Source organism: Arthrobacter terrae, assembly GCF_015708085.1.
Lineage (GTDB): Bacteria > Actinomycetota > Actinomycetes > Actinomycetales > Micrococcaceae > Arthrobacter_M > Arthrobacter_M terrae.
On record NZ_JADNYM010000039.1, the window covers coordinates 1 to 22,459 of the forward strand.

The following is a 22,459-nucleotide window of genomic DNA, read 5'->3' on the forward strand; positions in this document are numbered from 1 at the left end:
GTATACCCATACGGGTAACTTCACCGTCACCGTGGCAACGCACTTCCGCGGAACCTACTCGGTCAACGGCGGTGCACCGCTGGCCATCCCCGGACACGGCACGTTCAACTCCGCACTACTGCCTGTCAGTGTCTGGCGGACAGTAACAAAAACATACGCCGACGATTGCCTCCAAAACCCACAAGGAGAAGGCTGCGGCAATGCACCATAAAGCAAAGCCCTGAGGTACGGGGCCTTCCGCGCACGGGCCGTTCTCCACGGGGACGCCAGCAGCCTTGGTCGACACCGCAACGGAGCCCGTCCTGCACGAAGCCGTTGCGGGAGTAGAACGCTTTGTCCCTCGCATTCTCCTCTAACACCCAGAGCACGGCGGACTTGTCTGCGATGACGCCCTCGAGAAGTGCCTGCCCAAGCCCGCTGCCATGCGCGTGCCGTAGCGCGTAGAGGACGAACAGCTGGGTGTTTGCAGCATGATCCACCTCGGGCGGACCAGCAAGCGCGATCCCGATGAGGTCCTCCCTGTCGCTGCGGCCCTCAAAGCCCAAGAGCCAGGGTACTACCCTCTCTCAATCTGCCAGCGTCGGCCGTCGATGCTGGCGTGTACGGCGGCGGCCCATTCATCGAAAACGCTTGAGGGCATTGCGCCGACGTAGGTCTCGCGCCAACAGGTGTTGTGGACCGAAACTAGCGCCGGAGCGTCCTCGGGGGTAGCTGCCCGGATGATGAAAGACATAGCGCTCATGCTAACCGAGTCATATATGGCCTGAGTTCGGGTGGAGGGACCGTAGAGTGCAGTCATGGTCGAGATGGAGATGCCGGGACGCATGCTGCGGGAGAAGGGCGGCCGGACGTGGCGGATTGGCACAGCCGCAGATGTAGCCTGGATCGTGCAGAAAACCGCGCCTCCGGGGCTGTCGATTACTGTGGCCATCCCCGAGCAGTTCGCGGCATACGCAACCATCGTGGTACCACGCGGGGAAACGGCCAGGTCAACGCAGGCGCAGGTAGTGATGGACATTCTTAGCCGCAATACCGCCGGTCAGCCTTGGTGGCTGGGCTACCTTGACACCGGTGATGAGGATGTGGTCTTTCCTGATGTGCCGCAAGTCAAACTGTACGCGGGTTGGTCCTACGTGGTGGTTGAGGCAGGACCGCAGCAGGCGTCGACTTGGCGATCGGAAAACGGCTGGTTTGAGCGGGGTCCGGTACCCGATATCGTCTTTCCCGCAGACCGTTCATGGCTGCTGTCGACGCTCTGGGATGATGATTGGCGCTGTTTTGGCGGACCAGGGGAAGTTGTTGCCGAGTTGCTGCGCGAACCATCGTTGGTGGCACGCGCCGTACTGCCCGGCGAGGACGCGACACCACCAGGGCATGTCGCGCGATGACCGATCTGCCGGCGGACAGGCGGCCTCAAATCGTGTAGTGCACTCCGGCCACCGCGACCGCCACCTTGCCGGAAAATTCCGGAATGGCCTCCGCAACAACCCGATTGGCATCCGTCCACACCGGCAGGTGCGTCAGCAACAGCCGGTGTGCATTGGCCTTGGCCGCCGCCTGGGCCGCCCGCTTCCCGGTGAGATGGACGTCCTTCACTGCGTCATCGCGCCCTTCTTCAAAGGCGGCTTCGCACAAAAACAGGTTTGCATCCCGGGCAGCGTCGACGAGTCCGGGGCAGGAATCGGTATCGCCGGAATAGGTCAGCACGGCGACTCTGTCCACTCCAGTACCGTCGTACTCCGTGGCTTCTACGCGCAGGGCATAGGCCTCCTCCACCGGATGGTTTACGGCATACGGGGTGATCCTGAACGGGCCCAGCTGCACGGTTTCGCGTTCCATCCAGAGCCGGAAGTCAAATTCCTCGCGCATGCCCGGATCCGGATCCAGCCCATAGGCGGTAGCCAGTCGATCCGCCGTCGCCGCTGGTCCCCACACCGGAATCCGGCCGGCCTGCCAACCGCTCGGGTCCCAACGCACAGCTACGTGCAGCCCGCACAGGTCCATGCAGTGGTCCGGGTGCAGATGAGTGAGGAAGATGGCGTCGATGTCCGCCAGATCCATGTACTTCTGCACGGCACCGAGGGCGCCGCTGCCCAGGTCCAGCAGAATGCGCCAGGGCCGGACGCCGTCGTGGGCGGTCAGTAGGTAGCAGGACGCCGGCGACTGCGGGCCGGGAAACGAGCCGCTGCAGCCCACAATGGTCAGCTTCACGGCTGGCCGCCGGGCAAAGCCGATTTCCCGGCGGCTACCATCCCGGGGCTGATCCGGGCCATCGAACCGGTCGGGTAATGGGCCGAAACATGGGACACCTGCTCCACGCTGAGAACCTCCGGCCCCAGGAACCGGCGGGCCAGCACCTCGAAGGTCGCCGCGTCCCCGGTGGCCAGGAAACTGTGCACGGGCGCCGGCGCGGCCGTGCGCTCCAGATCATGGCTGACCAGCGCCCGGTAAACGTCCTTGGCGGTCTCTTCCGCGCTGGAAACCAGGGTGACGCCGTCGCCCATGCAGTAAGAGATGACGCCCGTCAAAAGCGGATAATGCGTGCAGCCCAGCACCAGTGTGTCCACCCCGGCAGTCTTGAGCCGGGCGAGGTAGCGCTGCGCGGTGGAGAGCAGCTGCGGGCCGGCAGTAATCCCGGACTCCACAAATTCCACGAAGTCCGGACAGGCCACCGAGGTAATCTGCAGGTCCGGTGCGGCAGCAAAGGTGTCCTCATAAGCACGCGAGCCGATGGTTGCCACCGTGCCGATGACGCCAACCCGTCCGGTGCGGGTGGCCGCGACGGCCCGCCGGACCGCCGGCTGGATCACTTCGATCACGGGGATGGAGTACCGCGCGGTATAGCGTTCCCGGGCGTCGCGGAGCACCGCCGCGGAGGCCGTGTTGCAGGCAATGACCAGCAACTTCACGCCGGAGTCCACCAACTCGTCCATCACGCCAAGGGCATTCGCCCGGACGTCGGCAATGGGAAGCGGTCCATACGGGCCTCGAGCGGTGTCCCCGACGTAGAGAATCGATTCATTGGGCAGCTGGTCGATGACGGCACGGGCGACGGTGAGTCCGCCAACGCCGGAATCGAAGATGCCAATGGGACGGTCCGCCCGGTCTGTCAATGCGCTGCTCATAATCGTCCCAGACTAAAGGGTCCGCGCGCCGCCTGGCACCTTTTGCCGCCGTCGGCTTCGTCACAGTGACGTCCCGCGCCGGTCCGCGCGCCGGTCCCGGTCAAAGACCCGGTCAGCGGTTCAGCCACGGTCCTTCAGTCCCAGCAGCATGGCCTGGACCAGGCCTTCCTGTAACCAGGAAACGAAGTTGTAGACCAGCGCCAGGTAGCTGTCCACATCGTCGGCCTGGGACCAGTCCTGCAATTGGTGAATCCGGTCAGCGTCCGCTTCGCCGCGGATACTCAGCCGTTCCCCCAGCACCAGCCGCACGTCGTTCAGGGCCATCGCCCAGAACTTGGCCTGCTCGTCGTTGAGGACCATTTTGTCCGAATCCAGGTTCAGGGCAGCGGCCCGCAGCGCACCGATTTTATTCTCCCGCAGCGACCGTTCGGTGAGCTGGCGGAATTCCAGTGCCATCGCCGTGGATTCCGCGTCCTCGGCGTTGACGACGTCCGGCAAGAGGCGCTTGAGCGCCGGATCCGTCGGCACGCGGACATCCATATCCAGCCCGATCAATGCCGCGAGCGGGTCCGTGTGGGCCGCAGACTCCGGCTCAAGCATGTCAATAATGTCTGAAAAAAGGTTGCGCAGCAGATCCCGTTCCGCCTGCTCCAGCTGCCCCGTGATTCCCTTGCGACCGTATTTGAAAGCCTTCGCCACGTAAATCAGGACCCCGTATTCATGTCGTCTTTTTGCACCGTGGCCCAGAGACCGTATCCGTGCATGGCGACGGCGTCGGCCTCCATTTTTTCCTTACCGCCGTGCGCCACCGCGGACCGCCCGCTCTTGTGTACCTGCATCATCAGCTCTGCGGCTTTGGTCTCGGAATAGGCGAAGTACGTCTGGAATACGTAGCTGACGTAGCTCATCAGATTGACCGGATCGTTCCAGACAATCAGCACCCACGGAACATTCGGGGCGCTGAGCTCATGGGTATGGGTTTCCCGGGCAAGATCGGGGGCGGTACTGACGGTCATATGTCCATTCTAGTGCGGCCGCACTAGAGTAAATTTCGTGACTATCTCACCTTCTTGGGACCAACCCGCTACTTCCCTGTATACGGACCACTATGAGCTGACCATGCTGCAGGCCGCTTTGCATTCGGGCGCAGCACACCGCCGCAGCGTCTTCGAGGCGTTCGCCCGCCGGCTGCCGGATGGGCGGCGGTATGGCGTTGTGGGCGGGACGGGGCGGCTGTTGGAAGGAATTGAAAACTTCCGTTTTGGGCCGGCCGAGCTGGAGTTCCTGGCCCGGAACAAGGTGGTCAACAGCCAGACAATTGACTGGTTGGCGAACTATAAGTTTTCCGGCAATATCTACGGTTACGCGGAAGGCGATTCCTATTTCCCGAACTCTCCCATCCTGATCCTCGAGGCGACCTTTGCCCAGGCGTGTGTCCTGGAGACCTACGTGCTTTCAGTGCTCAACCATGACAGCGCGATAGCCTCCGCCGCGTCCCGGATGGCCGGTGCCGCCGGCGGGCGGCCGTGCATCGAGATGGGTTCACGCCGCACGCATGAGGAGTCCGCCGTCGCCGCCTCCCGCGCCGCCGTCATTGCCGGTTTCGCCAGCACCTCCAACCTGGAATGCGGGCGCCGGTACGGCGTGCAGACGGTCGGGACCGCCGCACATTCCTTTACGTTGCTCCATGACTCCGAGCGGGCCGCCTTTGCCGCGCAGCTTCAGTCCCTGGGCGCGGATACCACCTTGCTCGTGGACACCTACGACGTCGAGGCAGCGGTGCGTACTGCCGTGGAGCTGGCCGGCCCCGGGCTGGGCGGGGTCCGGTTGGATTCGGGCGATCTGCTGGCTCAGGCGCGCGAGGTGCGCACGCTGCTGGACTCGCTCGGGAACACCGGGACCCGGATCACCGTGACCTCGGATCTGGATGAATATGCCATTGCGGCCCTCGCCGCGGCGCCGGTGGATTCGTACGGCGTGGGCACCTCGCTGGTGACCGGGTCGGGCGCGCCGACGGCGGGCATGGTCTACAAGCTGGTCAGCCGGGAGGACGACGACGGCACGTTCGTTCCGGTGGCCAAAATTGCCAAGAACAAAACGTCCCACGGCGGCAGAAAGCACGCGCTCCGGCGGCGGGACGCGAAGGGCAAAGCCACGGCGGAGGTCATCGGCATCGGGCACCGGCCGCCAGATGACGGCGACGACCGGCCGCTGCTGCAGCAGTTCATGGTCGACGGCGTGCTGACGCCGGGTTGGACGGGCGCCGAGGGTGTGCGCCGGGCCGCCGAAAGACACCGCGCCTCGATGGCTGAGCTGCCCGGCTCGGCGCTGCGGCTCCAGCGCGGCGAACCCGTTATCCCAACCGAATTCCAGGAGGCGTCATGACGCAGGCTTTGATCATTGTCGACGTGCAGAACGATTTTTGCGAGCGGGGTTCGCTGGCCATCAGCGGCGGAGCCGCCCTGGCGGCGGACGTCAGCGAACTGCTGGACTCCAGCGTGGACTACGACTACATCGTGGCCACTCAGGACTGGCATATCGATCCGGGAGCGCATTTCTCCGACTCCCCCGACTTCGTCACCAGCTGGCCGGTGCACTGCGTCGCAGACAGCCGCGGGGCCGCCCTGCACCCGGATCTGGACACCGAGAACATTGACGCGTACTTCCACAAGGGCCAGTTTGACGCGGCCTACTCCGGCTTTGAAGGGCTGTTGGCGCCGGAGGATGAAGTGCGCACCGGCGAGCACACGCCCGGCGCTTCCGGTGGCATCGCGGATGATGAAGCCGAGGATGAGGACGACGACGGTTTTGGTCCGGGCAGCCCGTCCGCGGCCGCAGGAACCGTCACGCTGGATGACTGGCTGCGCGAGCGCGACGTCGACTCGGTCACCATTGTGGGGCTGGCCACGGACCACTGTGTCCGGGCCACCGCGCTGGACGCCTTGGAGGCCGGCTACGACACCACCGTACTGACCGACCTGGTTGCCGGCGTCGACCCGGCTACGTCTGCGGCCGCACTCGCCCAGCTTGCCGACGCAGGAGTGGAGCTCCGCCGCTCCTGAGAATCCCGGACGGCTGTGACCCAACAGGGGCTATTTCCGTCCGATGAACCAGCCCTGCAGTTTCTTCAGCCGGCCCTGCAGCTGCTCCTCATTGGCCTGCGCCACCGCTGGTCCCCCGCAGGTGCGCCGCAGCTCGCTGTGCACCAGTCCGTGCGGCATGCCCGACCGCGCGGACCAGGCCGAGACGTTCTTGGCCAGTTCATTGCGCAGTTCGGTAAGCATCCGATGGTCAATCACGGCCGGTGCTCCATCCGAGGTGGGGGCGGCAACCGCGGACGTGGACTTGCGCCGGCGGGACTGCTGCTCGGCCTGACGCTGGCGCAGCAGCACACTCATCTGATCGGCGTCCAACAGCCCCGGGATGCCGAGAAAATCGAGTTCATCCTCGCTTCCCATCTCGCCGCCGGTGCCGAACTCGCCGCCGTCGAACAAAACCCGGTCAAATGACGCCTGTGACTCAAGCGCCTCGAACTTGAACTTTTCCAGCGTGTCCGAGCCTTTTTCCTCCCGGTTCGCCTCCAGCATCTCGGCGTCTTCGGTGACGAATCCGTCCGCTTCGGGCTCCGGCCTGTCCAGCGCATGGTCCCGTTCAAGTTCCAGCTGATTGGCCAACACCATCAGGTTCGGCACGGACGGCAGGAAGACCGACGCCGTTTCCCCGCGTTTGCGCGCCCGCACAAAGCGTCCCACGGCCTGGGCGAAAAACAGCGGCGTCGCCGTCGAGGTCGCGTACACGCCCACGGCCAGCCGAGGCACGTCAACGCCTTCGGAGACCATCCGCACGGCGACCAGCCAGCGCTTCTGTCCGACGGAAAATTCCTCAATCTTGTGCGAGGCCTTGGCATCGTCGGAAAGGATCACCGTGGGGGATTCCCCGGTAATCTTCTTCAGCGTGCCGGCATACGCGCGTGCGTCCTCGTGGTCGGTGGCAATCACCATGCCGCCGGCGTCGTGGACCGCGCGCCGCACCTCGGTGAGCCGCTTGTCCGCGGCCGCCAGGACGGAGGGAATCCATTCGCCGGTGGGGTTCAGCGCCGTCCGCCAGGCTTGGGAAGTAATGTCCTTGGTCACCGGTGCCCCCAGCGAGGCTGACATCTCCTCACCGGTCCCGGTGCGCCAGCGCATCTGGCCCGAATACGCCATGAACATCACCGGGCGCACCACATGGTCCCGCAGCGCTTCACCGTAACCGTAGGTGTAGTCGGCCCGTGAACGCCGGATCCCCTCGCGGTCCTCCACATACTCAACAAAGGGGATGGCTGCGGTGTCCGAGCGGAACGGGGTCCCGGTCAGGGCCAGCCGTCGGGAGGCCGGCTCGAAGGCTTCGCGGATCCCGTCTCCCCAGGACAACGCGTCCCCGCCGTGGTGGATCTCATCGAGAATCACCAAAGTGCGGGCCGCTTCCGTCTTGGCCCGGTGCAGCATCGGCTTGCTGGCAACCTGGGCATACGTCACGGCGACACCCATAAAACCGCGCCCGTGCTTGCCGTCGGCATTCTTGAAATTCGGATCGATTGCAATTCCCACCCGGGCCGCGGCGTCAGCCCACTGCCGCTTCAGGTGATCAGTCGGCGTCACAATGGTCACCCGGTTTACCACACCACGCTCAATCAGCTCGGTGGCTATCCGCAGCGCAAACGTCGTCTTGCCCGCCCCGGGCGTAGCCACTGCCAGGAAATCCTGCGGCTCGGTGGCAAAATAGCTCTCGATAGCCTGTGCCTGCCAGGCGCGCAGCTTCGGGGCCGTTCCCCAAGCGGCGCGTTCAGGGTACGCCGGAGGCAGCGCGGGGCCGCCAAAAAGGGTGTCCGTCACTGCTGTTTACCTCCGGGCCGCACGCGCAGAACAGGGGCCCGTACCGGAATGGCCGCACCGGTCGGCGGGTAAATGAAAACCGTCAGCACCTATTTATCGGAGCCCGGCTTGTCTTTGCCCTTATCTTTTCCCGGACGCAACCCGTCATAGATGGCCTTGCACTCGGGGCAGACCGGGAACTTCTCCGGGTCGCGGCCCGGCGTCCACACCTTGCCGCAGAGGGCAATCACGGGATCGCCGGACATCGCCGACTCCATGATTTTTTCCTTGCGCACGTAGTGCGCAAGACGCTCGCTGTCGCCCGGTTCCACCTCTTGGCGCAGTTCCTCGCGCTCAATGGTCGCGGTGGACGTACCGTTGCCGAGCGGGGCCCGCATCGGGTCGGATTCGAAGGGGTCTGGAGGCATACTCATGGTCTCCATCTTAGCCGCTGACGCTGCACCGGTCATGTCTGCGAAAGAGAGCCTGTGCACTCGGGCGGCGGACCTCCTTGCGCGCAAGTACGACGGCGGCACTGCAGGCGCGCACGTACGGCGCCTGCCGCCGTCGTACCCTGCGTACCGCCGCTGTCGTACCTTTACGGCGCTGTCATGTGATCTGGGCTGGAGCATAGTCGCCTACAGCGAGGCATTCGACGAGGTTACGGCACTACACCTGATGTATCTATCCGATTAGCGTGCGGGTCTCACTGCCCTGAAGCTCATCCCCCAGCAGACCCAAACGCACCCAGCCCGGGATAGACGAGAGGACCGATTATTAGGCCGATCTGTCCCGGTGGCGCGGTGTCAGCGCCGACCGGTCACGCGGGCAAACGACGACGGGCGCGCGAGCCGTGGGTGGCGCATTCCGCTCTGCTTGCCGGAAACTGCCCGGTATGGGTTCGTCTGCTCATGGTTGTGCCGGAACCGCCGGAATGGACCTTTGACCTGTTCATCAATGAAATAGTCCGGCGATTCCATTTGTGTTATTCGGCTCGTCATCTGCAACGGAACACCGAAACGCCAAGCCCGCCACGTCACTTCTTCTCCCAGTGAAATGAGACCTGATGTGACACCAGCGACAGCCTTTTCACGAGACTGCGCCATCGAGTCCTCATGGGCGTCGATGCTGTGGGCAAGGTCAAATAGCTGCGCTTTAGGCATGCTGGTCCGTGTCGTGCATTCGAAGGAAACGGTCATGGTCAGAGTATGTCAGGCGGGTTATCCATTGCCCTATCACCACGGACCGGACACACTGACCGCAAGAGATCGCGATCGCAGCAGGGCCGCACGCGTTGCCTGAGCGAATCAACGGGCGACCATTGACGAACCGCTGTAGAAGCGCCTCGTGGGCATAGTGTCCCTCGTCGCCTGCTGAACGCTTGGTCCACCGGAATGTCGTCCGTCAGCGTTCGACCGAAGGGAGGAGCTTTCGCTGATGGTTCGCGTTTTCGATCCGATAGGTTGGCACCCGGGCCATGACCGTCTTCACCCATTGCATAAGAGTCTCCCACCTCCGGAGTCACGGGTGCGCTACCTTTATTTCTGCTCTTCATGAGTTTCTGTAGTCATCTCGACAAAGGGATACGATCCTCCATTTGTGGCCTGGACGAACGACCGTATCTTCACAAATCCTGCGGCCTCGTACACCCTGATGGCGCGCTTGTTGAAGGATGCAACTGTCAGAGACAATGTCCGTTCCGAGCCCAAGTCGACAACAGTCCGACCGATGCACGCATCTACGAATACTCGCCCCAGTTTGTTGCCCGTAAGGTCGGGCCTCATCCCCAAGGAGATCTCAGGGAAGGTTCCACTCACGTCCACCTGAAAGAAGCCGATCAATTCACCTCGGACGTACGCGCCGTAGAAAAAATCCGACCATAGGGTCGGATCAATGAACTCCCTATAATCATCAGGGTCGGCATCGACGTTGTAGAAGTCGTAGGGCGGAGAATACTTCCACTCATCTGCGATCTCCCGCGCGATGTCCGGAAGCATGATGTGGAACTCTATGGCCGTTGGAGAGATGGCCATGCCACCCTTTTCGGACATCTCATCCCTCCTAAAAGTAGCTGCGTGGAGCGTAAATAGTAGCTAGGTGAAGCGCAAGATCTGGCTGGCTCAGACCATCTCAGTTCTAGATCGGTGATTTACGTCCGCGCTCACCGGAGGATCCATGGCATCCCAATATATGTCGGACCAGCGCGTGCCTTAGAGAATAGTCCAAAACTAGAAGCAGTTTTCCCCGCGCAACCGGCCGCGCCCGCGGCGATTCATCCAGGTGGCGTTTCGCTTGCGGGACGGCTCGTGGCCGCCCCTACGACACCAACCAAAGAAGGCCTGATGGCCATGACCTTGTAAATCGTGGATCAAGCCATTAGAGCGAACACGATCGCCCCTGTGGTTAGGCTGTTCAGCACAGCGTGCATGATGACCGGGGCCCAAAGGGTCGCGTGAAACTCCCGCAGGTATGCCAGAGCCACGCCGAGGATCAACATGTGGGGCAAAGGCGACTCCCTGCACGGTGATGAGCGCCAGGAGAATCGTCGGGATCTGCCATAGGAGGTGCAGCATCCGTGTAGTGGGCCGGGTGAACCCTGTGTTCCGCCACCCACTTCCGGCGCGGCGCAGTCTCCAATGGAGGACCAGCAGCATCAGTATGGATGGAAATGGTGGCGCCGAGCAGGGCAAGTCCGACCGGGCCAAGACCCAGCGGAGAGCGGACCCTTATGCCTTTCGGGTTTAAATTAGACCGGACAGGAGGCCAGATTGTCATGAATGCGCCGGCCCATGCGGGCCGCGGTATCGTAGCGGCCTCGGTTCAGAGGCCCTGCCAGTTCGGTTTGTTGTCATAGGTGTGGCGGTAGAAATCGGCCAGCTGCAGGGCCGACGCGGCGGCCTCGTCGAGCAGAACCGTGGCGTGTGGATGGAACTGGAGCACGGAAGCCGCGCAGATGGCGGCGACCGGACCCTCGACGAAATCGCGGACAGCTTGGGCCTTGTGCGCCCCGGTGGCCACGAGCAGCACGTGCCGTGCGTCCATAATGGTCCCGAGCCCCTGCGTCACGACGTGGTGCGGCACCTGATCAATGCTGTCGAAGAAGCGAGCGTTATCCCGCCGCGTCTGCTCCAGCAATGTCTTGATCCGGGTCCGCGAAGCAAACGACGAGCCCGGCTCATTAAAGCCGATGTGGCCATCGGTGCCGACGCCCAGAATCTGCAGGTCGACGCCGCCGGCGGCCTTGATATCATCCTCGTAGCCTTGGCAGGCCGCCAGCACATCCTTGGCGGACCCGTCGGGACCGTGCACATTCCCGGCGGCAATATCCACGCGGTTGGTGAATTCGCGCCGGATCACCTCACGGTAGGACTCATGGTGGCCAGCCGGCAGGCCTACGTATTCATCGAGCGCAAAGCCATGGGCCTGCGCAAAGCTGAGCCCGTCCTCCGCATGTCGACGGGCCAGCTCGTCATAGATGGGCAACGGGGACGAACCCGTGGCCAGCCCGAGTACCGCGGTGGGTTTACGGCGGATCAGTGCCTCAATGGCGTCGGCGGCCAGGCCGGCTATTTCTTTACTGCTGGGGAGGATTACTACCTCCATGGCTCACTGCCTTTCCCGCACCGGCCCGGCACGGAACGTAATGATGCGGTGATTCGAGGACAAAAACTCTTTTCGGGCTTCCCTCGAACATATCCCATGTCCTACCTAAGCTCCAGTAGCTGTCGAAAGGAGTGAAGCATCGTCGGGACGTACTGCTCCGCCGTACAGACGGTTCGGGCGTGCTATCTCGCCTTCACTAACGCGGCCAACAGCTCCGGTGCACGCCTGTCATAGAGCCTGCCGCCCAGCACGATGCCCGCAGCCAGCAGCACCGTGCCGAGCACCAGTCCCACGGCAAGACAAATCCAGCCGAATACCGGCCGGCCGGTGCCGAAGGCCACAGCCGTCAGGATGATTTCCGGCAGGACCAGCACGCCCAGGCCGACGTAGCCGCCCAATTGGGCGCCAAGTACGGCGAAATTGTTCCCCGGACGGGATTTAAACGGGCTGTCCCCCGGCGCCGGCGCATTATAGGTAAACCATGCGGACACGACACTCGACAGTCCCAGGCCGCTGAGCGCCAAGCCGAAGGTCAGGCCCAGCAAAGCCGGCAGATACACCCACGCGGAGTTCACCGCCGCCCCGACCAGGTTGTAGATGATGCCCAGTGGGACCGCCAGCACACCGCAGGCGAGCGCCCGGCCGGCCCTATCCGCCCGGCCGCGGACCCCCGAGGCAACGTGCAGGGTAAAGGCCGTGTTGTCGTAGGAAATGTCCGCCGAGATGGACCAGACCAGAAGGAACACGGCAATGGCTCCGGCAAAGTTCAAAATTCCCAGCGAGCCGCTCTGCAGCGCCGGAACAGTGAAGACCAGCGGGATGACCGCGGCGGTGATCAGGCTGACGGTGTACCGCGGATCCCGGAACCAGTAGATTGTGGCCCGTGCGGCTACCGCTCCCACCTCGGTCCCCGGAAAGAGATTGAAGGCGCCCAATTTGCCGCCGGTCCGGCGGACGCCGGCCGTATGGACCGGCGTTACCAGCGCTTTGGCGAGGCTGATCTTCCACAGCCACGCCAGCACTGCCAGCGAAGCGAGAGCTATCAAAAACTTCAGCGCGGCTTGGCCCGGGGCGCCGGCGGCGAGATCGGCGGGCACGGACCAGACCGCCCCCAGCGGCGTCCAGGACAAGGTCTGCGCAATACCGGGCAGCACGTCAGCAGAGTTCTCGCCCCCCCTGCTGAGCCCACTGATAATCGGCGCCAGGAGGATCAATGGCAGAAAGAGCAGCACCCCGCTGACGTCCTTGAACCGCCGCGAGGAGGACAAGTTGGTGCTGGCCGATGTGATGGCTCTGGATGCCACAATGCACGTGAGCACCGCAAGTACGGCACAGACCGCCGCGGCCAGCATCGCCAGCGGATGCCGCCACCAGGTTCCCACCGTTCCGAGCGAGGCAAGCAGCGTGATGGCACCGGGAATACCGAGGAACCCTGAAAGCGCCAGCCCGGCCAGCAATTGCTTCATCGGAACGGCGAAGGTGGTAAAGCGCGCCGGGTCCAAGGTCATATCCACCCCGGACGCGAGCACCGGGATCACCAGCCAGCCAAGGATGACGGCGGACCCGGCCAGGACGATGACCGTCTTGGCCAGCTCAACCTCCGCCCCGCTCAGCGCCAGCAGGCCGGCTATGGCCACGGCCAGCACAGCCAGCCCATAGAGGCCGCCGATGATCAGACCCACCAGCTGCCAGGGGCTGCGCCGCAGCGAATTGCGCAGCAGCGTCAGCTTGAGCCTCAGGAGGACCGCAACCATGCCAGACCCTCCGTTTCGTGACGTCCACCGACCAGCTGCACAAAGCGGTCCTCCAGGCTGGCACCTGAGCGCACTTCGTCCACCGTCCCGGCGGCGAGCACGTTTCCGCCGGCTATGACGGCCACATGGTCACACATTCGCTGCACCAGATCCATGACATGGCTGGAGACGATGACGGTGCCCCCGGAGCTCACATAGCTTTGCAGGATATCGCGGATATTCGCGGCGGAGACCGGGTCTACCGATTCAAACGGCTCGTCCAGGACCAGCACCCGGGGAGCGTGGATCAAGGCGGAGGCGAGGGCAATCTTCTTGGTCATCCCGGCGGAATAGTCCACCACCAACGTGCCGGCGTCCTTGACCAGATCGAGGGCCGCCAGCAGGTCCCTCACGCGTTCCTTCACGGTTTCCCGATCCATTCCGCGCAGCAGGCCCGCATATGTCACCAGCTGTTCCCCGGACAGCCGGTCAAAGAGCCGAACGCCATCCGGCAATATACCCATCAGCCGTTTGGCCTGCAGCTGGTGTTCCCAGACGTTGATCCCGTGCACCCAGACACTTCCGGCATCCGGACGCAGCAGTCCGGTGGCCATCGAAAGGGACGTGGTTTTTCCGGCGCCGTTGGGTCCAACGAGTCCGTAGAACGAGCCCGAGGGGACGTCGAGGTCGATTGAGTTGACGGCGACCTTGCCGTTGAACCCCTTGGTCAGCCCCCGAAGGACCAGAGCCGGCCGATTGTCCGCGGCTGCGCCGGGCGCTGCCGATAAGTTTTCGGCTCCGCCGGGCGCCGCCGGGGAGCTTTCGGCGGCGCCGGAGTCGGCAGGACGGGCAGCGCCCGGGACCCCTGAGGGCGATGAGCTGTACGGGACGTCGGTCATACCGGCCACGCTAGCAGTCCCGCCATTGCCGCGGGACATCAAAAAGGATGATTTTCCCGCTCTCTATCCCGGCGGCGCTAGTACTTCGGCGGCGCTAGTACCTCGGCGGCGCTAGTACCTCGGCGCGCTAGTTCTTCGGCGGCGCTAGTTCTTCGGCGGTGCTAGTACTTCGACCGGGCGGCGGCGCGTTCATATTGCGGTGCCCACGCCAGCTGGACGCCAAGATCGTGCGCCGCCCGCTGCCACCAGTGCGGATCCCGCAAGGCCGCCCGGGCCAGGAAAACGGCGTCAGCCTGACCTGTTGCCAGCAGGTGCTCCGCTTGTTCCGCCGTCGAGATCAGCCCGACGGCGGCAGTCACCACCCCGGTTTCGCGGCGAATCTGCTCGGCGAACCGTGTCTGGTATCCCGGGCCCACCGGGATGCTGGCGCCCGGGACCGCACCACCGCTGGACACGTCAATCAGGTCCACGCCGTGCGCAGCGGCGGCGCGGGCCAGCCGAACGGAGCTGTCCACATCCACGCCTCCCGGCAGCCAATCAGTAGCGGAGATCCGCAGCAGCAGCGGCATACTCTCCGGGATTCGGGCGCGTACGGCATCGATTACCGACAGTGTCAGCCTGCTGCGGCCTTCCTCATTCCCGCCCCAGGCGTCCGTGCGCGTATTCACTAAGGGGCTCTGGAACTGGTGCAGCAGGTAGCCGTGGGCCGCATGGATTTCCACCGTGTCGAAACCGGCCTGGACAGCACGATCGGCGGCGTCTGCAAAGTCCGAGATTACGGACTGAATATCCCCCTCGGTCATCGCCCTTGGTGCGGCATAGCCGTCAAAAGCCTCTGCCGTGGCACCCACCGTTTCCCAGCCGTGGTCGGATTCCGGGACGCTGCCCCCGCGGCCGGAAAAGGGCCAGTAGGTAGAACCCTTCCGCCCTGCATGCGCCAGCTGCATCCCGATCCGCGTGTGCGCGGATCCGGTTTCGTGCACAAAGTCCGTGATGCGCCGCCAGCCGCGGACCTGCTCCTCGTTATAGATTCCGGCGTCCCTGGGACTGATCCTGCCCTCGGCGTTCACCGCGCTGGCCTCGGTCAGGACCAGTGCGGCTCCCCCGGCAGCGAACTGTCCCAGATGCATCAGGTGCCAGTCTGTCGGCACCCCCGGGGCTTGGACGGAATCCGAAGAATACTGGCACATTGGCGAAACCCAGCCGCGGTGGGACAGCTCAAGCGAGCGCAGGGACAGGGGGGTAAAGAGTTTGGAAGTGGTCACAGTCAGCCCAACAACGCTGTCCCTAAAGTCATTCCTCCCGGCCCTTCAATCCCGCCGTGCCCGGTGTCGGGGCAATCTGACGTGCGCGTCGGGGCCACCTGTTTCAAGCAGCACCCTTTGCGCGCCCCTTTGATTCCGGGCTTAGAACAGGGCCCGGGCCAGTGCCTGCCGGGCCTTGGACACCCTCGGATCCGTCACCCCGACGACGTCGAAAAGCTCCAGCAGGCGGATCCGGGCAGTTTCCCGCTCCGGACCGAAGTGGGCGCTGATAAACGCAAGAATACGGCCAAAACCGTCCTCGACGTGTCCTCCGATAACATCCAAATCCGCGACAGTAAGCTGCGCGTCAACGTCGTCCGTATTCTGCGCTGCAGTGTGCCGCAGAGCATCGGCCTGCTGGGTGTCAATGGCGGTGGTCCGCTGCATCAAATGCACTTGGGCCAAGCCAATTTTCGCATCAGCGTCCGCGGGCTGATCGGCCAGCGCCCGGCGGTACGCAGTTTCGGCGGCGTCGTAATCCCCTGCTTCAATCGCGTCGAACGCCTCCTGATGCAGCGGCGGCAACGGCGGCGGCGTTGGTTCAGCATCGGCATCCGCCGGGTCTGCGCCCAGATTGCCGTTGACGCCGTTCGCTGCAGCGACCTTCAATAGCTCATCCAACAGCCGCCCCACCTGTTCCTCCGGCATCTCGCCTTCGAAAAGCGGCACCGGCTGGCCGTTGATGAGGGCCACCACGGTGGGAATGGCCTGCGCCGCAAAGGCCTGCGCAATCTGTGGACTGGCCTCCGCATCGACCCGTGCCAGCAACAGGCGGCCGGCATATCCGCTGACCAGGCGCTCCAACATGACGTTCAAACTGCTGGACTGCCCCGACCACGCCGCTCCGAGCGACACCACGACAGGGACCTGCGAGGAAACCTGAACCAACTCCTGGAAGCTCTGTTCGGTGACGTCCACGGCATAACCAGCCGCAGCACCTGCAGCACCGTCGGCGCCGTCGGCCGGTTGCCCGTTTGCGGGGGCACCGCCACCACCCGGTGAAGCCCCGGCCGGGCCCGCCGGCCGGGGTTTCTTCAAAGCGGAGAGATCCACTGCACCGCGGAGATTGACGCCGGCAGCGAAGGCTGGATTTACGGGAACGGAAGCTGGTTGACTCATGGATTTACTCTATCTGCGGCAATGCCGCGGAGGAACGGGAAAACTCGGGCGCGGTGGTGCACAATCGGCGCTACTTGAAGCTCGCACCAATGAGTCCGCGGGTGGCCGACAGCAGCACCATTTTGTCCTGCGAGCCGGCCGGCGGAACGTAGAGAACAACGGGTTCACCGAAGTTCAGCACAAACCCCTTGGTGGTTTCCGTTCCGCCCGTGAAGACGGCCGCATCCGGGCCCACCGTCAATTTGGCGTCCGCCTTGGATGTGGCGTCGACGTTGAAATGGAAGTTGGCGCTCACGAGTGCACCGCCGTCGGCCGTGCGGAGAACGTGGCCGGTATCGGCCACCGGTGTATGCGAAAAGATGTAGGTTGCGTCCGGACCCTTGGCGGCAATGTCCGCCTGGTAGGAATCCACATCAGGGATGTAAACGGGATCGGTGATTTTGTCCTTCCACGCACTGTCCGGCTTGGTCAGCCTGTCTCCCAACGCAGCCAATGCCTCCGTTGGAGACATCTGCAGAGCGGACTTATCGTCCATCGCCAGCGTCCCTACGCCCTTCTTATCAACGGCGGGGAAGGTTTGACCAGGCAACAGCGGGGTCGCTTGATCCAGCTTGTAGTTTTCCCGCGGCGCCGTCTGCACCATGGTCAGCAGCTGCGGAACGGTGTTAGCCTCGCCCTGCGTAACCGCCATGATGCTGCGCGGCCAGGCGAGGCTTGTGCTGATGACCTTCGTCAGCAGCTTCGAACTTGCCACCGGAGTGACAGCTGCGTAATCGGCAACCTGAGACCGGATTTTATAGTTCGCCGTCCGCAGTTCCAACGCGGATCCCCCGACCCTGCCCGGCAGCTGATTGGCGTCTTTTGCCGCATCCGCGGTGGTCACGGTCGTCGCAACCGCATCCAAAATGCGGTTGAACTGGCTTTCCAACACCACGGGAACCGATGCGGTTCCCGGCGCGGAGGTAGTTGCTGCGGACGTGCCCGACGCAGTGCCCGTAGCGCCGTCCGATCTAGCGCCCCCGGAGGGGGGTGTGCTGGCCGCGTTGGCAGCCGGAGCCACTGCACCTGTCAGCAGCAGCAGCGCTGCTGCAGCGGCCAGCGGAGCCCGGCGCGCGAAAAGCGTTCGTCCGGACCCGCCAGTGGAGGACCCGCCAGTGGAGGACCCGCCAGTGGAGGACCCGCCAGTGGAGGACCCGCCAGCGGGCTCAACAGGCTCCTTTTTCTTAGACCCCGCCGGACCCACCGCGCTCTGCGTTTCGTCGACCTCCGTGCGGTTGGGTCCGCGCCGGGCCGGGCCTGAAGTCGTGGCGCTTCGGCGCCCCTTTTTCGGCCTGAAGATCAGCAGCAGTACACCGATTATCAACAGCAAAGCGCCAATCACCATCAGTGGAACCGCCCACGGCGTGCTCGTGTCGTTCGGGGCAGTCACAGAAATATCCGTCGGTGCCGGGGCAGAGCCGTCGGAGGCCACCAGCAGGGACCAGTTACCGCCGACCGGCGGAGTCCACTCATAGCTGACGGTTCCGGTGCCGCTCTGCTGATAGGTCCAAAGATCGGAGCCGGCGGGGTTGGGAACTGTGGCCTCACCGTCCGTGCTCTTAGTTGAGAGCACCTTGAAGTCCGCGTCCGCTCCCGTAACCGTGAGGTGCGCGGCCTTGCCAACCCAAGCGTCGACGTCGTCCGAACGGCCGGCTGCGAGCAGGATCGGTCCGTCGGACTTGACGGCAATGGTGACCGGGCTGCCGTGCAGCGTCCGGACGGCGGGATCAATAACCGCCACCGGGGCGCTCTTCGCGCCCTGCGCCACCGACGCCGTGACAGTGGCCGGGGGTGCCCAGAGCGTTCGCTGCCCAATTCCGAGTCCTAGGAGCACCAAGCCCAAAATGGCCAGCACTACTGCTACCTTCGAACGCACAAATATGCCTAACGTCAATTGAAAAACGGAGATCCTTGCTTCCCTTAAGCCTAACCGTTTTGCTATATCATTGAGGTTTCGGACGGCCATAGGTGCCCTCCCCGGCTTGGCCGCCGCATTTTGTGGCCCGCGCGTCCCGCCACAGGCAGCTCCGGAACCGCCACCGGTAACCCCGTGTTCATGCGGAAACCAGCGTGTCCGGCAAGGGCCAGCCGCCACTGCCGAAGGTCCGAATGAGGGCTTACTCACCTTCGCACGGCTGATAATGTTTGGCACAAAGCTCCCAGCCTCAGAACCCGCCGCGGGTGCGAGAAAATCCTCGAAGTGAAAGCAGCGAATCCCCCCGTGACCTCAGCAGATGAACCCAGCCAGCATTCGCCGGCACCCGTGCCCGTGGAGGCCGCTTCAGTGCTTGTCTCCTCGCGTTCGGGGTTAATTGCACGAACGCTCGGACAGCTGCGGCGACCAATTCCCGGCGCCCATCCCCGGCTTCGGTTCGAAATGCCGCCGGACGCCGAGACGGAGCTTGCGCCGTTGGAAGGGACAGACGCGGCGGATGCGTCCGACGCCACCTCCGGCCAGCCAGGCGCGACCGGAACCGCAGGCAAGACCGGAATCGCAGACAGAAAATCCCGCAGCGCCAGGCCCGCAGTCTCTCTCCAGCAACCTATCTACATCGGGTTCATGGGCACCGTGGGTGTGGGTCTGGCATTGTTCCTGTATTTCATGCTCACGCACACCGAACAACTGCTGCTGTGGATAGTGACGGCGCTGTTCATCGCCCTCGGTCTGGACCCGGTGGTCCGTTGGCTGGAGGCGCGCAAAGTGCCCCGCCCGCTGGGGATCCTGATTTCGCTCGCCGTCCTGGTCGGTATTGTGGCCGGGTTCTTCGCCACGTTGATCCCGACCATCATTGAACAGTCCACTCAGCTGATCACCAACGCCCCCAGCTGGATCAACAATTTCCTGAACTCGGATTTCTTCAAAAACATCGACACGCAGTACCACGTGCGCGACACCATCAGCGAGCAAGTTGCCAAGTTCTTTCAGGATTCCCAAGCCGTGGGTGGGATTTTCGGCGGTGTCCTCGGAGTGGGCAGCACCATAGCCAACGGCCTGTTCGGCGCCCTTATCGTCCTTGTACTCAGCCTGTATTTCCTGGCCTCGCTCCCGGCCATGAAGCGCTGGGGCTACCGACTCGCCCCCCGCTCCCGCCGCGACCGCGTCCAGCGGCTCAGTGAGGAAATCACCGGCTCGGTGGGAAACTACGTAATTGGCCAGGTCTGCGTCGCTGTCCTCAATGCCACTTTCGCGTTCATCCTGATGACCGTCCTCGGCGTTCCATTCAGCGTTCTACTGGCCTTCGTCGTCGCGCTGCTGGCCTTCATTCCACTTGTGGGCGGCATGATCGCCGCCATCGTCGTCATCCTGGTTGCACTCACCGCGGGCTGGCAGACGGCCGTGTTCTACGCCATCTTCTACTTCGCCTACCTGCAGTTTGAGGCCTACTTCATCTCCCCGCGGATTATGCAGAAGGCCGTTGCCGTACCGGGCGCCGTCGCCGTGATTTCTGTGATTGCCGGCGGCAGTCTGCTGGGCGTCCTCGGGGCGTTGATCGCTATCCCGACGGCTGCCGCCGTCCTGCTGCTGGTCAAGGAAGTGTACATAGCGCGCCAGGACAAGCATTAGCGCAAGGTCAGGACCAACGCCGGGAACGGCCGACGGCGGCACAGCAGCGGGCGCTGCCTGCCGCCGTCGGTCCCGGTCCGGGTGTGCATACCGGGAACCAGGGCTACTATGGCGCAGTGGCCAGCGGCCCGTCCCACTCCGATGGGAGGACCGACCCCGGGCGGTCCAGCACGAGCGCGGAAATCTCGTTCAACGCCCTGGCAGCAAACTTTTCGCCGACCCACAGGTGCTTGCCGCCGTCGATCCCCAGCACTTTCGCCTGCGGAACAGCCAAGAAGCGTTCCGCGGCTTCCACCGGCTGCAGATAATCGTCGAATTCGGGCACCAGCGCGGTCAATGGCTTCCCGGACTGGGCCCACGACCTAAGATCCTCCGCGGTAGCCCGGTGCAGCGGCGGGGAGAGCAGTACTGCGCCCTCAATAGCGTCCACTACCGGCGCGCGGGCGCCGTACTTCAGAACCAGCTCCGTGCCAAAGGACCAGCCGACAAGCCAACGGTTCGGCAGCCCGCGGCGGACCGCAAAGTCCACCGCCGCTGCCACATCGGCCCGTTCGGAGATCCCCTCCCCAAAAGTCCCCTCGCTCGTGCCGCGCGCAGACGAGGTTCCGCGGGTGTTAAAACGCAGCACCGCTATGCCGGCCAAGGCAGGGAGCCGGTATGATGCCTTCCGGAAAACGTGCGAATCCATGAAACCACCATGGGTGGGCAGCGGATGCAGCGTAATCAGCGTCCCTTGGATCGGGCCCTCCGCCGGAAGCGCCAGCTCCCCCACCAGGGTCAGCCCGTCGTCCGTGATCAATTCAATGTTTTCCCGCCGGGCCGGCAGAACCGATGCTGCACGGATCTGCTGCGACGTTCCCGGGTCGGAAAATTCGAACGATGCGGGGTCAAAAACTTCTACGCCAAGAGCCATTGGGCAAGTTTAGCCCGTCGCCCGGGATCACCGGCGGTATTTGTATCTGCGCGACTGCCAGCAGTTGGAATGCCAGTGCCGGCGGTCCGTCAGCGCGGCGGCCGCGCCAAAAAGAGAGTCCTCCTGCCAGACCACCAAGTGGGCGATCCCCGGCTGGACGGGGCGATGGCAGCCGGGGCAGGTGTAGATCTTGGCGGCATTCCGTGCGGTAATCGGACGGACCATCCATTCGCCATCCGGCGCGGATTCGCGGTGCGGGAAGCCGGAACGGGCGCGTTCCAAGTCCAGCTCTTCGGCAGGGCCGTTTCCAGCCGTGCCGTTTCCGGAAGCGTTCTTTTGTCCCGGCCTGCCTCCGTTGGTCCGGCGCGGATGATTTGAACGGGGCATGATTCCATTCTGCCCTAGATGCCGCTGTCTGCTGGCAGCATCGGACCGGTCCTGGTCATGGGCCGCTGAGCGCCGCCGTAAGGTCCCGAAGGCGTGCGCGGAAGGCGGGGCCGGAGGCTCAGCAGCCGTCGTCAACCATCCTCGAATCCGCAGCCTTTACGCCAGTGCATCAATCTTCTCACTCGATGTTTCGCCAGGACTGCTCTCCAGCTCCTCCCACTACTAACTACTAAAGGGACAACGACAGTTTCGTACTCCGTCAAGGTGGGCGCGGAGGGAGCATCCTCATCAGGGGCGCCTCCCTGTCCTTGTGGCGCGCGATGAATTGCCGCCGTGTTGTCTTGCCATCGGTCTGTTTTGCCGTCGTCGTTTGCACCCTCTAAGCGGCAGCCTTCAGCCCAGGCAATCGCCGCCAGGGCAAGAGCATCATGACCGTTGACGCAGCGGCCCCCGTCCATCTCTGCGGATATCTAACCCCTGAGTTCCGCCTGGAAGTGCTGGTAAGTCTTAATGTCAGTGGGTGGTGGCAGTGTTGGGTTATGGACGGTTTGACGGGAGCATCGGGGACGGCGGGCGGGTCGGGGACGCAGCCGACGGCGGGCGGGTCGGGGACGCAGCCGACGGCGGGCGGGTTGGGGGCGGAGCCGACGACGGCGGCGCTGCTGGCTGCTGTGGTCCTGCCGGACGAAGCTCTGTCGGGGACCGGGCCGGTGTCTGGTGCTGGTGCTGGGTCGGGTTCCGGGACTGATACGGGGTCTGGTGGTGGTGGGGTGTTTCGGCCGCATCCGGGGTTTCCGGTGCGGGGGGATGGCGGGGTTTTGGATCCGGTGTTTGCTGCGGGGGTTGTTGCTGCGGGTGAGTGGTTGGCGGAGCAGGAAGCGGTGTATGACGCTTCGGTGGCCGCGTTGAGGCAGTGGGG

General features: G+C 64.0%; 23 protein-coding genes and 1 pseudogene. 7 read left to right on the forward strand and 17 right to left on the reverse strand.

The window, feature by feature from the left end; genetic code table 11:
- Positions 1-211 (forward strand): annotated as a pseudogene (locus tag IV500_RS21760) (hypothetical protein); the annotation flags it as partial.
- A gap of 345 nt (positions 212-556) precedes the next feature.
- Here the strand turns inward: IV500_RS21760 and IV500_RS20475 are convergent.
- Entirely contained in the window at positions 557-733 is a 177-nt protein-coding gene (locus IV500_RS20475; protein WP_196398671.1) for a hypothetical protein, read from the reverse strand.
- A 64-nt stretch (positions 734-797) separates the two neighbouring features.
- Between IV500_RS20475 and IV500_RS20480 the strand changes: the two genes are divergently transcribed.
- Positions 798-1,388, forward strand: coding sequence for a hypothetical protein (locus IV500_RS20480; RefSeq protein WP_230855278.1), 591 nt, complete (start codon positions 798-800; stop codon positions 1,386-1,388).
- A 25-nt stretch (positions 1,389-1,413) separates the two neighbouring features.
- Here IV500_RS20480 and IV500_RS20485 read toward each other — a convergent pair whose 3' ends face one another.
- The 4 genes from IV500_RS20485 to clpS form a co-directional block, all read right to left on the reverse strand.
- Positions 1,414-2,211 (reverse strand): MBL fold metallo-hydrolase, encoded by a 798-nt coding sequence (locus IV500_RS20485; protein WP_196398672.1) that lies wholly within the window; start codon positions 2,209-2,211, stop codon positions 1,414-1,416.
- A complete protein-coding gene (gene murI, locus IV500_RS20490; RefSeq protein ID WP_196398673.1) occupies positions 2,208-3,125 on the reverse strand; it encodes a glutamate racemase in 918 nt (305 codons plus the stop codon). Before murI ends, IV500_RS20485 begins: the two co-directional genes overlap by 4 nt.
- Before the next feature lie 120 nt (positions 3,126-3,245).
- Entirely contained in the window at positions 3,246-3,824 is a 579-nt protein-coding gene (locus tag IV500_RS20495) for a DUF2017 domain-containing protein (RefSeq protein WP_196398674.1), read from the reverse strand.
- A gap of 5 nt (positions 3,825-3,829) precedes the next feature.
- Positions 3,830-4,141: an ATP-dependent Clp protease adapter ClpS gene (gene clpS / locus IV500_RS20500; RefSeq protein ID WP_196398675.1), complete on the reverse strand. Its 312-nt coding sequence runs from the start codon at positions 4,139-4,141 to the stop codon at positions 3,830-3,832.
- A gap of 37 nt (positions 4,142-4,178) precedes the next feature.
- On the opposite strand from clpS, the gene IV500_RS20505 reads away from it, so the two are divergent.
- Both IV500_RS20505 and IV500_RS20510 read left to right on the forward strand, forming a co-directional pair.
- Complete coding sequence (locus tag IV500_RS20505) at positions 4,179-5,510, forward strand: nicotinate phosphoribosyltransferase (RefSeq protein ID WP_196398676.1); 1,332 nt, start codon at positions 4,179-4,181, stop codon at positions 5,508-5,510.
- Positions 5,507-6,187 (forward strand): isochorismatase family protein, encoded by a 681-nt coding sequence (locus tag IV500_RS20510; RefSeq protein ID WP_196398677.1) that lies wholly within the window; start codon positions 5,507-5,509, stop codon positions 6,185-6,187. The genes IV500_RS20505 and IV500_RS20510 overlap by 4 nt, the downstream gene beginning before the upstream one ends.
- Positions 6,188-6,217: 30 nt before the next feature.
- Here IV500_RS20510 and IV500_RS20515 read toward each other — a convergent pair whose 3' ends face one another.
- Both IV500_RS20515 and IV500_RS20520 read right to left on the reverse strand, forming a co-directional pair.
- Entirely contained in the window at positions 6,218-7,999 is a 1,782-nt protein-coding gene (locus IV500_RS20515) for a DEAD/DEAH box helicase (protein ID WP_196398678.1), read from the reverse strand.
- Positions 8,000-8,088: 89 nt separating this feature from the next.
- Positions 8,089-8,412 (reverse strand): DUF3039 domain-containing protein, encoded by a 324-nt coding sequence (locus tag IV500_RS20520; protein ID WP_196398679.1) that lies wholly within the window; start codon positions 8,410-8,412, stop codon positions 8,089-8,091.
- Between IV500_RS20520 and IV500_RS20525 the strand changes: the two genes are divergently transcribed.
- Positions 8,411-8,674 (forward strand): hypothetical protein, encoded by a 264-nt coding sequence (locus tag IV500_RS20525; protein WP_196398680.1) that lies wholly within the window; start codon positions 8,411-8,413, stop codon positions 8,672-8,674. The two genes, IV500_RS20520 and IV500_RS20525, sit on opposite strands and share 2 nt — an antisense overlap.
- 110 nt (positions 8,675-8,784) lie before the next feature.
- On the opposite strand, the gene IV500_RS20530 is transcribed toward IV500_RS20525, so the two are convergent.
- The 8 genes from IV500_RS20530 to IV500_RS20565 all read right to left on the reverse strand — a co-directional run bounded on the left by IV500_RS20530 (position 8,785) and on the right by IV500_RS20565 (position 18,551).
- On the reverse strand, positions 8,785-9,177 hold the full coding sequence (locus IV500_RS20530) for an SRPBCC family protein (RefSeq protein ID WP_196398681.1): 393 nt from the start codon (positions 9,175-9,177) through the stop codon (positions 8,785-8,787).
- 339 nt (positions 9,178-9,516) lie between these two features.
- Positions 9,517-10,029, reverse strand: coding sequence for a GNAT family N-acetyltransferase (locus IV500_RS20535; protein WP_196398682.1), 513 nt, complete (start codon positions 10,027-10,029; stop codon positions 9,517-9,519).
- 769 nt (positions 10,030-10,798) lie between these two features.
- Entirely contained in the window at positions 10,799-11,581 is a 783-nt protein-coding gene (gene nagB / locus IV500_RS20540) for a glucosamine-6-phosphate deaminase (protein ID WP_196398683.1), read from the reverse strand.
- Between the two features lie 182 nt (positions 11,582-11,763).
- On the reverse strand, positions 11,764-13,335 hold the full coding sequence (locus tag IV500_RS20545) for a transporter (RefSeq protein ID WP_196398684.1): 1,572 nt from the start codon (positions 13,333-13,335) through the stop codon (positions 11,764-11,766).
- Entirely contained in the window at positions 13,317-14,213 is an 897-nt protein-coding gene (locus IV500_RS20550) for an ABC transporter ATP-binding protein (protein ID WP_196398685.1), read from the reverse strand. The genes IV500_RS20545 and IV500_RS20550 overlap by 19 nt, the downstream gene beginning before the upstream one ends.
- A 161-nt stretch (positions 14,214-14,374) precedes the next feature.
- Positions 14,375-15,478, reverse strand: a complete 1,104-nt coding sequence (locus tag IV500_RS20555) for an NADH:flavin oxidoreductase/NADH oxidase (RefSeq protein ID WP_196398686.1) — start codon at positions 15,476-15,478, stop codon at positions 14,375-14,377.
- 141 nt (positions 15,479-15,619) lie between these two features.
- Positions 15,620-16,636: a co-chaperone YbbN gene (locus tag IV500_RS20560; RefSeq protein WP_196398687.1), complete on the reverse strand. Its 1,017-nt coding sequence runs from the start codon at positions 16,634-16,636 to the stop codon at positions 15,620-15,622.
- 70 nt (positions 16,637-16,706) lie between these two features.
- Positions 16,707-18,551 (reverse strand): DUF8094 domain-containing protein, encoded by a 1,845-nt coding sequence (locus tag IV500_RS20565; protein WP_196398688.1) that lies wholly within the window; start codon positions 18,549-18,551, stop codon positions 16,707-16,709.
- Positions 18,552-18,896: 345 nt separating this feature from the next.
- On the opposite strand from IV500_RS20565, the gene IV500_RS20570 reads away from it, so the two are divergent.
- Positions 18,897-20,240, forward strand: coding sequence for an AI-2E family transporter (locus tag IV500_RS20570; protein WP_376770236.1), 1,344 nt, complete (start codon positions 18,897-18,899; stop codon positions 20,238-20,240).
- 106 nt (positions 20,241-20,346) lie between these two features.
- Here IV500_RS20570 and IV500_RS20575 read toward each other — a convergent pair whose 3' ends face one another.
- On the reverse strand, positions 20,347-21,153 hold the full coding sequence (locus IV500_RS20575) for an alpha/beta hydrolase (protein WP_196398689.1): 807 nt from the start codon (positions 21,151-21,153) through the stop codon (positions 20,347-20,349).
- 27 nt (positions 21,154-21,180) lie between these two features.
- Positions 21,181-21,540: an Rv1322 family protein gene (locus IV500_RS20580; protein ID WP_196398690.1), complete on the reverse strand. Its 360-nt coding sequence runs from the start codon at positions 21,538-21,540 to the stop codon at positions 21,181-21,183.
- A gap of 520 nt (positions 21,541-22,060) precedes the next feature.
- Here IV500_RS20580 and IV500_RS20585 point away from each other — a divergent pair.
- Positions 22,061-22,288, forward strand: coding sequence for a hypothetical protein (locus IV500_RS20585; protein WP_196398691.1), 228 nt, complete (start codon positions 22,061-22,063; stop codon positions 22,286-22,288).
- Positions 22,289-22,459: the final 171 nt, after the last annotated feature.

Coding starts and splice junctions, on each gene's coding strand:
- IV500_RS20475 (WP_196398671.1), bottom strand. CDS start 733: ATGTCTTTCATCATCCGGGCAGCTACCCCCGAGGACGCTCCGGCGCTA.
- IV500_RS20480 (WP_230855278.1), top strand. CDS start 798: ATGGTCGAGATGGAGATGCCGGGACGCATGCTGCGGGAGAAGGGCGGC.
- murI (WP_196398673.1), bottom strand. CDS start 3,125: ATGAGCAGCGCATTGACAGACCGGGCGGACCGTCCCATTGGCATCTTC.
- clpS (WP_196398675.1), bottom strand. CDS start 4,141: ATGACCGTCAGTACCGCCCCCGATCTTGCCCGGGAAACCCATACCCAT.
- IV500_RS20510 (WP_196398677.1), top strand. CDS start 5,507: ATGACGCAGGCTTTGATCATTGTCGACGTGCAGAACGATTTTTGCGAG.
- IV500_RS20525 (WP_196398680.1), top strand. CDS start 8,411: ATGGTCTCCATCTTAGCCGCTGACGCTGCACCGGTCATGTCTGCGAAA.
- IV500_RS20520 (WP_196398679.1), bottom strand. CDS start 8,412: ATGAGTATGCCTCCAGACCCCTTCGAATCCGACCCGATGCGGGCCCCG.
- IV500_RS20530 (WP_196398681.1), bottom strand. CDS start 9,177: ATGACCGTTTCCTTCGAATGCACGACACGGACCAGCATGCCTAAAGCG.
- IV500_RS20535 (WP_196398682.1), bottom strand. CDS start 10,029: ATGTCCGAAAAGGGTGGCATGGCCATCTCTCCAACGGCCATAGAGTTC.
- nagB (WP_196398683.1), bottom strand. CDS start 11,581: ATGGAGGTAGTAATCCTCCCCAGCAGTAAAGAAATAGCCGGCCTGGCC.
- IV500_RS20545 (WP_196398684.1), bottom strand. CDS start 13,335: ATGGTTGCGGTCCTCCTGAGGCTCAAGCTGACGCTGCTGCGCAATTCG.
- IV500_RS20550 (WP_196398685.1), bottom strand. CDS start 14,213: ATGACCGACGTCCCGTACAGCTCATCGCCCTCAGGGGTCCCGGGCGCT.
- IV500_RS20560 (WP_196398687.1), bottom strand. CDS start 16,636: ATGAGTCAACCAGCTTCCGTTCCCGTAAATCCAGCCTTCGCTGCCGGC.
- IV500_RS20575 (WP_196398689.1), bottom strand. CDS start 21,153: ATGGCTCTTGGCGTAGAAGTTTTTGACCCCGCATCGTTCGAATTTTCC.
- IV500_RS20580 (WP_196398690.1), bottom strand. CDS start 21,540: ATGCCCCGTTCAAATCATCCGCGCCGGACCAACGGAGGCAGGCCGGGA.